This window comes from Pseudomonas sp. MAFF 730105 (assembly GCF_055380705.1).
Map to the genome: position 1 here is coordinate 722965 of NZ_AP018438.1, position 13909 is coordinate 736873.

A 13909-nucleotide genomic window follows, 5' to 3' on the forward strand; every position below is an offset into this window, starting at 1 on the left:
ACTTGGGACATCAAGCCTCGTGGGCCAGTTTGTGCTCCAGGTAATGGATGTTGACGCCGCCTTCGCAGAAGCCTTTGTCACGTACCAGATCGCGGTGCAGCGGGATGTTGGTCTTGATCCCGTCAACCACGATTTCTTCCAGCGCATTGCGCATGCGCGCCATGGCTTCGTCGCGGGTCGCCCCGTAGGTGATCAGCTTGCCGATCAACGAGTCGTAGTTCGGCGGAACGGCATAACCGCTGTACAGGTGCGAGTCGACGCGAACGCCATTGCCGCCCGGTGCATGGAAGTGCTTGACCGTGCCTGGGCTTGGCATGAAGGTTTTCGGGTCTTCGGCATTGATCCGGCATTCCAGCGCGTGACCGCGGATGACCACGTCATCCTGGGTGAACGACAGCTTGTTGCCGGCGGCGATGCTGAGCATTTCCTTGACGATGTCGATACCGGTGACCATTTCCGAAACCGGGTGCTCCACCTGAACACGGGTGTTCATTTCGATGAAGTAGAAGCGACCGTTCTCGTACAGGAACTCGAAGGTGCCGGCGCCACGGTAGCCGATGTCGATGCAGGCCTTGACGCAACGAGCCAGGACTTCCTGGCGGGCCTTCTCGTCGATGCCCGGTGCCGGCGCTTCTTCGAGGACCTTCTGGTGACGACGTTGCAGCGAACAATCGCGGTCGCCCAGATGGATGGCCTGGCCTTGGCCGTCGGACAGCACCTGGACTTCGACGTGGCGTGGGTTGGTCAGGAATTTTTCCAGGTAGACCATCGGGTTGCCGAACGCCGCGCCTGCTTCGGAGCGGGTCAGTTTCGCCGAGGAAATCAGGTCTTCTTCCTTGTGTACCACGCGCATGCCGCGACCACCGCCGCCGCCGGCGGCCTTGATGATCACCGGGTAACCGACTTCGCGACCGATGCGCAGAGCGGTTTCTTCGTCTTCAGGCAGCGGGCCGTCGGAACCCGGAACGGTCGGTACGCCGGCTGCGATCATGGCGTGCTTGGCCGAAACCTTGTCGCCCATCAGGCGGATGGTCTCGGCTTTCGGGCCGATGAAGGCAAAACCGGAATTCTCGACCTGTTCGGCGAAGTCGGCGTTTTCCGCCAGGAACCCGTAGCCTGGGTGAATGGCGGTGGCGCCGGTCACTTCGGCAGCGGCAATGATCGCCGGGATGTGCAGGTAGGAGTGCGCGGCAGAAGCCGGGCCGATGCAGACGGACTCGTCTGCCAGGCCCAGGTGCATCAGCTCTTTGTCGGCCTTGGAGTAAACGGCGACGGTCTTGATGCCCATCTCTTTGCAGGCACGCAGGATCCGCAGAGCGATCTCACCGCGGTTCGCGATCAGGACTTTTTCCAGCTTCGCAGTCATCAAAGGCTCTCCGCGGTTCAAACGATGGTGAACAGCGGTTGGTCGTACTCAACCGGCTGGCCGTCTTCAACGAGGATGGACTCGATCACACCGCTGGTTTCAGCTTCGATGTGGTTCATCATCTTCATGGCTTCGACGATGCACAGGGTGTCGCCTTTCTTCACGGTCTGGCCCACTTCAACGAAGGACGGCGAGGTTGGCGAAGACTTGCGATAGAAAGTACCTACCATCGGCGAACGGGCCACGGTGCCGTTGAGCGCTGGAGCGGCGGCAGCGGCTGGAGCAGCGGCGGCGGCAGCAGGTGCGGCTGGCGCTGGAGCGGCGGCCGGAGCCTGCATCGGTGCCGGAGCGTAGAACTGCTGGGCTGGCGTCTTGCTGTGGCGGCTGATACGTACGGACTCTTCGCCTTCCTTGATCTCAAGCTCGTCGATGCCGGACTCTTCCAGCAATTCGATCAGTTTCTTAACTTTACGGATATCCATGAATCATCAACTCCCAAGGGTCGGTCAGGGGCGTTTAACGCTTGTTGTTCAAGCTGTTGCCTGTTTTTCAAGCTGCTCTAGGGCGGCCTCCAGGGCCAGTCGGTAACCGCTGGCGCCAAGGCCGCAGATCACTCCCACCGCTACATCGGAGAAGTAAGAGTGATGGCGGAAAGGTTCGCGTTTGTGCACGTTGGACAAATGCACTTCGATGAATGGGATGCTCACCGCCAGCAACGCGTCACGTAATGCGACACTTGTATGTGTAAAAGCTGCTGGATTGATCAAAATGAAGTCCACGCCTTCGCCACGGGCGGCATGAATGCGGTCGATCAATTCATATTCGGCATTGCTTTGCAGATAGAGCAAATGATGGCCTGCGGCGCGGGCTCGCTGCTCCAGGTCCTGGTTGATCTGGGCCAGTGTCACGGCCCCATAGACGCCCGGTTCACGGGTGCCCAGCAGGTTCAGGTTGGGTCCGTGCAGGACCAAAAGGGTCGCCATCTGCTGTTCCTTGTTATCTGTGAGCAGGTATCAGAACCCGGCGACTATGCCGCAAAGCCTTAATGACTGTCCAGTTCTCGGCAATAGCCAGCACGATGAGCGATGTTTGCGAGAAATTTGTGACCATGTCTAGAGATCCGGTCACCTATGCCGGCGCAGACCATCCTGAACCTGTGGAGGCACCCCGGACTAGGGTGGGAGCGAGCCTGCTCGCGAAGACGGCGCTACATCCAACATCCATGCAAGCTGACCCACCGCTTTCGCGAGCAAGCCCGCTCCCACAGGGGATTGGTGGTGGGCATGGAGATTGTGTTCACCCGAGATCAAGGGTGGGAGCGAGCCTGCTCGCGAAGACGGCGGTACATCCAACATCCGTGCAAGCTGACCCACCGCTTTCGCGAGCAAGCCCGCTCCCACAGGGGATTGGTGGTGGGCATGGAGATTGTGTTCACCCGAGATCAAGGGTGGGAGCGAGCCTGCTCGCGAAGACGGCGGTACATCCAACATCCATGCAAGCTGACCCACCGCCATCGCGAGCAGGCTCGCTCCCACAGGGGATTGGTGGTGGGCATGGAGATTGTGTTCACCCGAGATCAAGGGTGGGAGCGAGCCTGCTCGCGAAGACGGCGGTACATCCAACATCCATGCAAGCTGACCCACCGCCATCGCGAGCAGGCTCGCTCCCACAGGGGATTGGTGGTGGGCATGGATATGGTGTTCACCCGAGATCAAGGGTGGGAGCGAGCCTGCTCGCGAAGACGGCGCTACATCCAACAGCCATGCAAGCTGACCCACCGCCATCGCGAGCAGGCTCGCTCCCACACGGGATTGTCGGTGGCAGTCAAACACGAAACGCTTGTACTGCCGTATGCAGGCGCCCACCCAGCACCAGCAGATTTTCGCCCTGTTCCCGTCCCTGGCCGATACGCAGCAGGTTTTCCCCACCCAGTTGGTGAATCCGCTCGCTGTGATCGCGGATTTCGCTGACGGCACCGCTCTGTTGGGCGGTGACTTCGGCGATGCGCACGGCGGTGTCGGCGATGGTCTGGATGGCATCGACGATTTTATCCAGCGCGCCGTCGGCCGCTTGTGCCTGGTTGGCGGTGGCTTCGGCGTGTTCGACTTGGGCGCGCATGCCATCGACTGACTGGCGCGCGGCCAATTGCAGACGAGCGATCAAGGTCTGGATTTCGGCCGTGGCCCCTGCCGTGCGTTGGGCCAGGGAACGGACTTCCTCGGCCACGACCGCAAAACCCCGGCCCATCTCCCCGGCGCGGGCGGCTTCGATGGCGGCGTTGAGGGCCAGCAGGTTGGTCTGGTCGGCAATCGAGCGAATCACCGTCAGCACGCCGCCGATGGTGGCCGATTCTTCGGCCAGTTGTTCGATCATCTGCGCGTTGCCTTGTACTTCGCCCACCAGTGCGTGCAGTCCGGTGAGACTCAGGCCGATGACTCTCTGCCCTTGTTCCACGGCATGCCCGGCGCTGCGGCTGGCGTCGGCGGCCTGGCTGGCATCGCCGGCCACCTGCTGAATGGTCGCTTCAAGCTCGCCCAGGGAGTCGCGGATCAGCGCCGTGTCGTCGGCCTGATACTCCGCGCCGCTGTGCATCTCCGCGCTGAGTTCGGCCAGGGTCCGGCTGCTGCCAGCGACCTGTTCGGCGTTCAGGTGAATGGTCCCCACCAGGTCCGCCAGATAGGCTCGCAGCCGATTGAGTGACGCTTCGATGTCTTGCAGCTCGCGGTTGCTGGCGCCTACATGGATATCTCGGCTGAAGTCGCCTTCGGCCCAGGTCGACAGGGCCGGCGCCAGATGCGTCAGGGTCCGGGCCAGGCGTCGTTGCAAGGTGTCGATGAGCAGTGCGATCAACAGGATCAAGCCGATCATCACACCCTGGATCAAGCGGACCTCGCCCTGGATCTGCCCGTGTTGGGCACGCACCACGGGCTCCAGGGCATCGATCGCCTGCTGCACATCCGCGGTTTTCACATGGGTGGCATTGCTCAGTTCGGTGCGCTTCTGGATCAGTTCGCGGGTGCGCGCCAGCTCCGCAGGGTAGCGTCCGAGCAGGCTGTTGAGCTCGCGCTTGAGAGCGATGCCGGCGTCTTCGGCGACGGTTTTCTCCTGATTTTCCAGGCCCATCAGCGCGGCGAAATCGTCGCCAGCGGAATCGCTGCTGGCTGTCACGCCCAACAGCGGCAGGCGGTCCAGTTGTTCGGCCTGCGCGCGGATGCTTGCCAGCTCCCGCTCGACATCGGCGGCCAATTCGCTGCGTCCGCTGCTGACCAGCTTGTCCCGCGCAAGGGACAGTCGCCCCAAGTGCTGCGATGCGCTGAACAACAAAGGCAGGTAACTCGGGGCCCCGTTGGCATATTGGGCGAACTGGTCCAGGTTGGCGCTCAGTTCACGTTCGGCCTGCAACAGCAGGGCCTGGGGGTCGCCGGCCAGCTTGCCGGCGGCCAGCAGGTCGGTCTTGCTGAAGTCATCCAGGCTCGACAGGCTCGGCCTGAGCGTGTGGGCCAGTTGCCCAGGGAACTGATCCAGTTCTGTCTGCAGAGTGTCGAGGGCCTGGCTGGCGGCGCTGAGGCGCAAGGCGTCGCCGCTGGCCAGGTAATCCTCGATGTTGCGCGTGACCTCGCCCTGGAATTGCCGTGACAGACCCAGGTAGCGCTCCATCAACAGATAAGGACGTTCCAGGGCGGCCTGGGACCACCAGAGCGTGGCGCCCAGGCCCAGGCACACGGCCAATAAAAGCAGGGTATTGAGGTTGGTCAGCAGTTTCAGGCGCATCGAAGGTCTACCGCGGGCAGAATCGTAAGTGTCTGAATTTATTGCGCTTGAGTTACAGGTTTATGACTGTGTCAGTCGTTTCCGATGAAAAAGTGGCACTTTGCCTTGCGCTTTGTACCCGGTTGCGACCGGCATGCTTGGCGCGATACAGCGCTTCATCCGCCTCGCTGGCCATCATCAGGCTGTCGGCGTCCTCGCTCATCTCCACCAGGCCGGCACTGAACGTGCACCACAGGTCATGGGGCTGGGCCGGATAGTGGATTTCGGCAAAGCGTTGGCGGATTTCATCCAGCACCGCGCAGGCGTCGTTGATGTTGGTGTCCGGCATGACAATGGCGAATTCTTCGCCGCCATAACGGCCGATGAAATCGGTCTTGCGCAGGCGCTGCTTGAGAAACAGCGCCAGGCTCTTGATCACCCGGTCGCCCATGGGGTGGCCGTGGCTGTCGTTGACCCGTTTGAAATGGTCGATATCCAGCATGGCGAAGCTCAGGGGCTTGCCTTCGCGGCGGGCGCGGAAGCAGCAGTCTTCGAGCAGTTGCAGGATATGGGTGTGGTTGTACAGGCCGGTGAGGCTGTCACGCACCATCCGCGCCTTGAGGTTACGGGCCCGGGCCGCACGGTTGCGCACCGTAGTGATCAGGTGGCGAGGCTTGATCGGCTTGGTCAGGAAGTCATCGCCACCCTCGCTCATGGCATCGAGCTGCTTGTCCAGGTCATCCTCGGCGGACAAGTAGATGATCGGTACGCTGACGTAGCGGTCATTGTGGCGGATCACCTTCGCCAGCTCCGTACCGGTGCAGGCGGGCATGTACATGTCGAGAATGATCAGGTCCGGCTGGAAATCGGCCAGCTCGGCCATGGCCTGGATCGGATCGATCAGCGTGCGGGTCACGATGCCGGCACTGTTGAGCAGGCGCTCGGTGTGCAAGGCCTGGGCGCGAGAGTCATCGATGATCAGCACTTTATAGGGTTCGTACTGGGCGACGCAGGTCAGCACCTCGATCTTTTCCAGCAGGCTCGAGGCCTCGAGGGTGCCGGTAAGGAACTCCTGTCCGCCGGCGCGCACGGCCGCCAGACGTGTCGGGGTATCGGTTTCCAGCAGGCTGAAGAACAACAGGGGCAAGGGCTGTTCCAGGCCTTGCTGGGCTTCGGCCGCCAGTTTCAGGCCGATGCCGGGGCCACTGAAATCCACATCCATGACAATCGCCGCCGGCAAACGCTCGATCATCGAGGCGCGGAATGCCGCGACACTCTCCAATGCCTGGGCGCTGAGGCCGAAGAACTCCAGTTGCTTGGCCAGCCGCTCGGCGCGGTCATGGTCTTGCAGCAACACATAGATGGGTTTGCGCAACGGCGGCAGGAAGGTTTGTTCGAGCTGGTCCCCATGGCGCAGGCCGGTACGGGACAGGCGCTGCATCAGGCGATTGATTTCGGTGATCAGCTGGCTGCTCAACCGCCCGCGATTGGCGTCCACCGCTTGCAGTGACTGGCTGATGCCCTGGGCCAGTTGGGAATGCTCGGGCTGTTCGAAGCGCTCGGCGAAACGCAGCAGGCGCAGATTGGCTTCGCTGAGCTCCGACAGATCGGTGCTGGACCACTCACTGCGTTGCAGGCGCTGCCATATCTCCAGGATCTGACGAGCCTGATGAATTACCCGCTGGGCAAAGTGGTGCTTGAGGCGCTCACGGCTGGGGTCTTCTGGCTCGGTCATATCCTGACTACTAGGTTAGTGGTCTGTGTGCATGCTGAGGTCGACTGGTGGCTCTATGCTAGCACCTCTTTTCATGCCCATGAGTGTCGTGCGTCAATAATCTGCCCAGTAGCGACATTCAGTTTGTGACCAGTCGGTTTCGTAGGCCGATTGCCGCGCTTCCTTTATAGTTGCCATCCGACTGCTCCGCCTGGGCCGGAATGATCTGAGCAGGATTTATCGCGTTTCAAATCAGGCACGATGGCGTAGGGTTGTGGTCGAACCGTGAACTCAAGTGATTGAAGGAACATCGCCATGCTGGACTGGAAAAACCGCGCGGGCAGCGCACCTGAACGTGCCGCCGAGCCGAAATCGGACACCCGCAGCTACCTGGGTGGGCTGTTTTTCAGCCGCGCGCTGGCCACGCTGATCGGCCTCTACCTGCTGGTGACCATTGCCATCGGCTGGTACTGGAGCCAGGAGCCCGCCCTGTTTCCCGTGCAGCAGAATGCCCAGGCGGCGGCCGAGAGGGACGGCCGGCAAATGGTGGTCGGTTATACCACCGTCGAGACGCTCAAGACCGTGGCTGGGACCCTGCTGACCAAGCCGGGCGGCTACATTTCCAACGACCGTTTTCCGCCAGGCCTGTGGATGGACAACATGCCAAGCTGGGAATATGGCGTGCTGGTGCAGGTCCGCGACCTGAGTCGTGCCTTGCGCAAGGACTTCGCCCGTTCCCAGTCCCAGTCCGCCGAGGACGCCGACCTGGCCAAGGCCGAGCCGCGTTTCAACTTCGATAACCGCAGCTGGGTGCTGCCCTCCAGCGAATCGGAGTATCAGGAAGGCATCAATTCCCTGAGCCGCTATCAGGCGCGCCTGTCCGATCCCGCTCAGAAAAGCGCGTTGTTCTACGCCCGCGCCGACAACCTGAACAACTGGCTGGGCGACGTCGGTACTCGTCTGGGTTCGCTGTCCCAGCGCCTGTCGGCCAGTGTCGGCCGGGTCAAGCTCAACACCTCGCTGAAAACCGAAGTCCCGGCTCCGGGCCAGGTACCGCAGGTGGATGAAGAAGTCGTCGAGACCCCGTGGTTGCAGATCGATAACGTATTCTACGAAGCGCGCGGCCAGGCCTGGGCCTTGTCCCACCTGTTGCGCGCCATTGAAGTGGACTTCGCCGATGTGTTGGCGAAGAAGAACGCCACGGTCAGCGTGCGGCAGATCATTCGTGAGCTGGAGGCCTCCCAGGAACCGGTCTGGAGCCCGATGATTCTCAATGGCAGCGGCTTCGGTGTATTGGCGAACCACTCCCTGGTCATGGCCAACTACATCTCCCGGGCCAACGCGGCGGTGATCGACTTGCGGCAATTGCTGAACCAGGGCTGATCCATGAGCGAAAGTCACCGGGAGGCCGCTCACCGAGTGGCCTCGGATGCCGAGCTGATCGCTTGGGTCGATGAACACGACAACCTGCTTGGCAGCCTGGTGCGTTCGGACCTGCGCGAGCGTGGCCTGATCGGGCGTGGCACCTACATCATGCTGTTCAACTCGGCGGGTGAACTGTGCGTCCACCGCCGAACCCTGAGCAAGGCGATCTATCCGGGCTTCTGGGACGTGGCGGCGGGCGGGATGGTGCAGGCCGACGAGACCTATGCCGAGTCGGCGGCCCGTGAGCTGGAAGAGGAACTGGGGTGAGCGGTGTGCCACTCACCGCCCATGACCATTTTTACTTCGAAGACCCTGGCAGTCGCCTGTGGTGCTCGGCGTTTTCGGCGGTGTGGGACGGCCCCCTGGTATTGCAGCCCGAAGAGGTGCTCGAAGCGCGCTTCATGCCGATCGAACAGGTACTGGATGAAATCCGGTACAAGCCTTATTGCCCGGACTCGTTGGCGGCGCTTGAGCGTTATCTGCGTGGTGTCGCAAAGAAGCTGTAAATTGGCGCGGATTGGCCCTTAGCAAGTCTGCTTTTTGCCGTTACACTGCGCGACTTTTCAAGCTGAACCGACGTCTGCGGTTCAGTAGCGCTGCCCCTGCCTGAGTGGGGCTTCGCGGTCGAGGCACTCCCCGACCAGTCTTTGTCCTCCCGAGAGGATTGCCGGTGGCCAAAAAAGCCGCATCCTTCGCCGCCCTGGGCGGCCTGGTATTTTCTACCGACGCCGGTCGTCATTGCCCCGATTGCCGTCAGCCGGTGGATGCCTGCATCTGCAAACAGACCGTCATCCCTGCCGGTGACGGTGTGGCCCGTGTGCGCCGTGAAAGCAAAGGGCGCGGCGGTAAGACGGTGACCACGATCACTGGCGTGCCGTTGGCCGAAGACGCGCTCAAGGAACTGGCCACCACGTTGAAGAAACGCTGTGGCACCGGTGGCGCGTTGAAAGACGGCGTCATCGAGATCCAGGGTGATCACGTCGAGCTGTTGCTGGCGGAACTGGTCAAGCACGGCTTCAAGGCAAAAAAATCCGGCGGCTAGCAGCCTCTGTGAAAACCACTCCGGCTTGATCCGAACCCGATGTTCGAGGTCGCCCATAGGGTTTTCACAGAGCCTGTTCTGAACGGGTTTCTAAACTCAGCGTTGCAGGCAGGGTCTACCCTGCTTGCAGGCAAATCGTCATTTCCATTCTCTAGACTGCGCCAGCCTCCGACCGGATGGTGCATTTTGACTTCTTTATAGGGGACTTCGATGTCCGTACGACGCACACGCAAAGACGATGGCAGCCAATGGACAGTTGCGGACAGCCGCAGTGTTTACGGGATTCGCCATTGGGGGGCCGGGTATTTCGCGATCAATGACGCCGGTCGCGTCGAAGTTCGTCCGAACGGTCCCGATAGTTCGCCCATCGATCTGTTCGAACAGGTCGATCAACTGCGCCAGAGCGGTCTGTCGTTGCCCTTGCTGGTGCGCTTCCCCGATATCCTGCAAGACCGCGTACGCCAGCTCACCGGTGCGTTCGACAGCAACATCGCGCGCCTGGAGTATCAGAGTCAGTACACCGCACTCTACCCGATCAAGGTCAACCAGCAGGAAGCGGTGATCGAGAACATCATCGCCACCCAGAACGTCTCCATCGGCCTGGAAGCCGGTTCCAAGCCCGAACTGCTGGCGGTGCTGGCCCTGGCGCCGAAGGGCGGGACCATCGTCTGCAACGGTTACAAGGACCGTGAGTTCATCCGCCTGGCGCTGATGGGCCAGAAGCTGGGCCACAACGTCTTCATCGTGATCGAGAAAGAATCCGAAGTCGGCCTGGTGATCGAAGAAGCTGCTTCGCTCAAGGTCAAGCCACAGGTTGGCTTGCGGGTGCGCCTGTCCTCCCTGGCGTCGAGCAAATGGGCCGACACCGGTGGCGAGAAGTCCAAGTTCGGCTTGTCTGCTGCACAGTTGCTGTCGGTGGTCGAGCGTTTCCGCGCTGCTGGCCTGGACCAGGGCATTCGCCTGCTGCACTTCCACATGGGCTCGCAGATCGCCAACCTGGCGGACTACCAGCACGGCTTCAAGGAAGCGATCCGTTACTACGGCGAACTGCGCAACCTCGGCCTGCCGGTGGATCACATCGACGTCGGCGGTGGCCTGGGCGTGGACTACGACGGTACACATTCGCGCAACGCCAGTTCGATCAACTACGACATGGACGATTACGCCGGTGTCGTGGTCGGTATGCTCAAGGAATTCTGCGATGCCCAGAGCCTGCCGCATCCGCACATCTTTTCGGAAAGCGGTCGCTCCCTGACCGCGCACCACGCGATGCTGGTGGTGCAGGTGACCGACGTGGAGCGACACGTCGACGACATGCCGGTGATCGACAACAAGCAGGAGCTGCCGGAAACCGTGCAGTGGCTGGTTGACCTGTTGGGCCCGACCGATATCGAGATGGTCACCGAAACCTACTGGCGCGCCACCCACTACATGAGCGACGTGGCCACCCAGTACGCCGACGGCAAGCTGACCCTGGCGGAAAAAGCCCTGGCCGAGCAGTGCTACTTCGCCGTGTGCCGTCGCCTGCACAACTCGTTGAAGGCCCGCCAGCGTTCCCATCGCCAAGTGCTGGATGAACTCAACGACAAGCTCGCCGACAAGTACATCTGCAACTTCTCGGTGTTCCAGAGCCTGCCGGATACCTGGGCCATCGGCCAGGTGCTGCCGATCCTGCCGCTGCACCGTCTCGACGAGGAGCCGATGCGCCGTGCCGTGTTGCAAGACCTGACCTGCGACTCCGACGGCAAGATCAAGCAGTACGTCGACGAGCAGAGCATCGAGACCAGCCTGCCGGTCCATGCGCTCAATCCCGGAGAGGACTACCTGCTGGGGATCTTCCTGGTCGGCGCCTACCAGGAAATCCTTGGCGACATGCACAACCTGTTCGGTGATACCGACTCGGTGAACATCTACCAGAACGCCGACGGCAGCGTGTACCACGCCGGTATCGAAACCCACGACACCATCGAGGACATGCTGCGCTACGTGCACCTGTCGCCAGAGGAGTTGATGACCCACTACCGCGACAAATGTGCCAGCGCCCGTATCAGCGCCGCCGAGCGCACCCAGTTCCTCGATGCCCTGCGCCTGGGATTGACGCGTTCGTCGTACTTGTCGTCCTGATGCGCAGATGAAAGCCGGTTGAACACGGGGCTCTGCGGCTGATGCCAGTCAGTTAAGGATCAAACGGCACAAACCCTGTGGGAGCAAAGCTTGCTCCCGCAGGTTTGTGGCTTGACTGATCGGCATCAGGGCTCTGTGGCAGCTCTTTGATCGATCGGCATCGCCCTCCGGGTCTGTCAGAAAATTCATCGCGCATTGCGAGTTTTTTCAGATAGTTCCGGAGGGCGTTCTTATTTGTGCCGCTGTTAATTCCGAGCGTTGGGTCATTTCCTCAATACTGTCCTCATTTCATGTAGTCCCTTTCCTAACTTGTACTTGGGCTCTCTACTCCGCCATGGCTCTCAGCGAGAATCCCCGGCCGCCCCTCCTGTAGAGATATGCCGATGTCCGATCCAGCCAACGAGCCATCATTTCGTCTGGAGATAGCCGGTCTGCCCGAACCCTTTGTCGTGTCGGCCTTCATGGGTAGCGAAGCCATCAGCGAGCCTTTTGCCTATGAGGTGGAGTTGTCGCCCGGCGACACGCCGCCGGACCTGGCGGGCTTGTTATACCGCAGCGTCTGGCTGAGTTTCGGGGAGGCGGGCGGGGAGATTCACGGGCAGCTTCTCGCGCTTGTGCAGCAGCGTCCCGGCGCCGGCTGTCGCCTGCGTATCGGGCCGAAGCTGGCTGGCCTGGCGCAGCGCTTCAACCAGCGGGTACTGAGCGACTGCACGGTGCCGCAGATCATCCGCCAGGTGCTCAAGGGCCATGGCATCGGCGGCCGCCAGCTGTGCCTGGACTTGAAGGGGGATTACCCTCCGCAGGATTTCTGTACCCAGTACCGCGAGTCGGATCTGCAATTTCTCCAGCGGGTGTGCGCCCAGGCGGGCATTCACTTCTATTTCGAACAGGCTCGGGACGGGCGCTGCCTGGTGTTCGCCGATAACGCGGGCGGCTTTTCTCCAGTCGACGAGGTTGCCTACGGGACGGCTCCGGGTGTTCAGGCTTTCAACGTGCAAACCACGGCCTCGGGGAACAGCTCGCCCAAGGCAGCAGTGACCTGATGGGGCTGTACAGCGGGCAGGTACTGTTGCTCACGGCGCATCCTTTTAGCGATTGGAACCAGCGCTGGCTGCTGACGAAGGTCGAGCATCGCGCGGATGCCTGGGGGTATGGCAACCATTTCCAGGCCGTTCCCTGGGGCTTGCCATTCGTGGCGACCGGGCTCCCTGCCAAGCCGCGCATGGTGGGCCGGCAGCGTGGATGGGTCGTGGAAGTGGACGAACCGGCGTTGCAGATGGCCGGGCGCGTGGCGGTGCAGTTCGATTGGGTGTATCAGGGCGAGGGGGCCAGCCCCAGTCATTGTTGGCTGCCGTTGGCGCCCGAGTTGGCCGCCTGCGCGATGGGCACCTTCGGTGCGGGCACCGAGGTGTTGGTGAGTTTCTGCGAGGGCGACCCGGATCGCCCCATGATCAGCGCGCTCCTTGATGCGCCGGCTACTGCGGCAATGGCCGATGCGGCGCCGTCGGACGCGACGACTCATGAAGCACCCTGGCCGTCCGGAGCCGATCCAGCGTTGTTGTCCGCGATCCAGGCGGCCGAGCCGCTGGTATTGCTTTGCCTGCTGCCCGGCGGGGGCAGCTTCAGTGCCTGTGACCAACCGGTATGTACCTGCCGACTGGTTACCCGGCGCGACATGGGTGCCGCGCCATGAGCGCTGCATCTCTGTCCGGAACCACGCCTCAGTGGTTGCTGCTCGACCTACCTGGCGTCCCCAAGGCGGCGCAGCGACTACAAGAGCAGTTTGCAGAAGCGCGGTGCTTTGCCTTGTTCGAAGACACCGAATGGCATGGGCTCAAGGAGCACGGCCCGCTGCTGGTGGACTTGCAGCAATCCCCAGCGCTGGCGAGCCTGTGTCATGTCGACGCGGGTGCCTGGCCGGGACTGTTGTTGGTGAGCGAGTCACCGCCTACGCAATTGCTGGCGCATCTGCGACGCATGCTGACGGTGACCTTGGGTCCTCACTACAAGGCGTTGTTGAGCTATTACAACCCTCACACCGCCAGCTATTTCTTCGACGGCTGCGACCCAGGGGAGCTCAGTTGCTGGCTGGGGCCCATTCGCTTGCTGCGTTGGTTCGGCGGCACCTGGGCCGACCGGGCCATCGGCAGCCAGGGCTGGCAGCAACTGTCCAATCCGGGGTTGCCCGTGACGCCGCTGGAGAACGAGCACAGCCTCAGCGATCGACAACAGCGCAAATTGCAGCAATGCCTGCTGGAGCGTCATGCCTGGCATTGGTCCCGTGCCACCGGGCGTGATTATCGCGCGCTCTGGGATTGCCTGGAGCAGGGCTTGAAACTGGGGTTTACCGAACGGGAAGTGCTCGACGGCTGGCTGTGGCTGCGCCTGCAATACCCCGACGCCCGGCCAACACCAGCGCTGGCCGGCGGCTCTCAGCGCGAGCGGCTCGAGCATCTGCGGCGGTTGTGGCAAGGCGATGAAGAATAAA

The 13909-nt window shown here is 61.9% G+C and carries 11 protein-coding genes and 1 pseudogene; 7 read left to right on the forward strand and 5 right to left on the reverse strand.

Annotated elements, in window-relative coordinates; translation table 11 throughout:
• Positions 1-10: 10 nt before the first annotated feature.
• The 5 genes from accC to PCOSP_RS03125 all read right to left on the reverse strand — a co-directional run bounded on the left by accC (position 11) and on the right by PCOSP_RS03125 (position 6851).
• Positions 11-1366, reverse strand: a complete 1356-nt coding sequence (gene accC, locus PCOSP_RS03105; RefSeq protein WP_024781402.1) for an acetyl-CoA carboxylase biotin carboxylase subunit — start codon at positions 1364-1366, stop codon at positions 11-13.
• A gap of 17 nt (positions 1367-1383) precedes the next feature.
• Positions 1384-1848 (reverse strand): acetyl-CoA carboxylase biotin carboxyl carrier protein, encoded by a 465-nt coding sequence (gene accB / locus PCOSP_RS03110; protein ID WP_041022523.1) that lies wholly within the window; start codon positions 1846-1848, stop codon positions 1384-1386.
• A 48-nt stretch (positions 1849-1896) separates the two neighbouring features.
• Complete coding sequence (gene aroQ / locus PCOSP_RS03115; RefSeq protein WP_024781400.1) at positions 1897-2349, reverse strand: type II 3-dehydroquinate dehydratase; 453 nt, start codon at positions 2347-2349, stop codon at positions 1897-1899.
• A gap of 841 nt (positions 2350-3190) precedes the next feature.
• On the reverse strand, positions 3191-3739 hold the full coding sequence (locus PCOSP_RS03120; protein ID WP_373682505.1) for a methyl-accepting chemotaxis protein: 549 nt from the start codon (positions 3737-3739) through the stop codon (positions 3191-3193).
• Between the two features lie 1450 nt (positions 3740-5189).
• Positions 5190-6851 carry a diguanylate cyclase gene (locus tag PCOSP_RS03125; RefSeq protein WP_139646629.1) on the reverse strand — a complete coding sequence of 554 codons (1662 nt, stop codon included), beginning with the start codon at positions 6849-6851 and terminating at the stop codon, positions 5190-5192.
• Positions 6852-7145: 294 nt separating this feature from the next.
• Here PCOSP_RS03125 and PCOSP_RS03130 point away from each other — a divergent pair, with 294 nt between their 5' ends.
• The 7 genes and pseudogenes from PCOSP_RS03130 to PCOSP_RS03160 all read left to right on the forward strand — a co-directional run bounded on the left by PCOSP_RS03130 (position 7146) and on the right by PCOSP_RS03160 (position 13908).
• The gene (locus PCOSP_RS03130) at positions 7146-8213 is read left to right on the forward strand and encodes a DUF2333 family protein (RefSeq protein WP_139646627.1); all 1068 of its coding nucleotides are present in this window, start codon (positions 7146-7148) and stop codon (positions 8211-8213) included.
• Between the two features lie 3 nt (positions 8214-8216).
• Positions 8217-8761: pseudogene (locus PCOSP_RS03135) on the forward strand (NUDIX hydrolase).
• A 164-nt stretch (positions 8762-8925) separates the two neighbouring features.
• On the forward strand, positions 8926-9297 hold the full coding sequence (locus PCOSP_RS03140; RefSeq protein WP_041022529.1) for a translation initiation factor Sui1: 372 nt from the start codon (positions 8926-8928) through the stop codon (positions 9295-9297).
• A gap of 210 nt (positions 9298-9507) precedes the next feature.
• The gene (gene speA / locus PCOSP_RS03145) at positions 9508-11421 is read left to right on the forward strand and encodes an arginine decarboxylase (RefSeq protein ID WP_041022530.1); all 1914 of its coding nucleotides are present in this window, start codon (positions 9508-9510) and stop codon (positions 11419-11421) included.
• 383 nt (positions 11422-11804) lie between these two features.
• Positions 11805-12464: a contractile injection system protein, VgrG/Pvc8 family gene (locus PCOSP_RS03150; RefSeq protein WP_464710293.1), complete on the forward strand. Its 660-nt coding sequence runs from the start codon at positions 11805-11807 to the stop codon at positions 12462-12464.
• Positions 12464-13114: a phage baseplate assembly protein V gene (locus PCOSP_RS03155; RefSeq protein WP_464710294.1), complete on the forward strand. Its 651-nt coding sequence runs from the start codon at positions 12464-12466 to the stop codon at positions 13112-13114. Before PCOSP_RS03150 ends, PCOSP_RS03155 begins: the two co-directional genes overlap by 1 nt.
• Complete coding sequence (locus PCOSP_RS03160; protein ID WP_464710296.1) at positions 13111-13908, forward strand: DUF4123 domain-containing protein; 798 nt, start codon at positions 13111-13113, stop codon at positions 13906-13908. Before PCOSP_RS03155 ends, PCOSP_RS03160 begins: the two co-directional genes overlap by 4 nt.
• Position 13909: the final 1 nt, after the last annotated feature.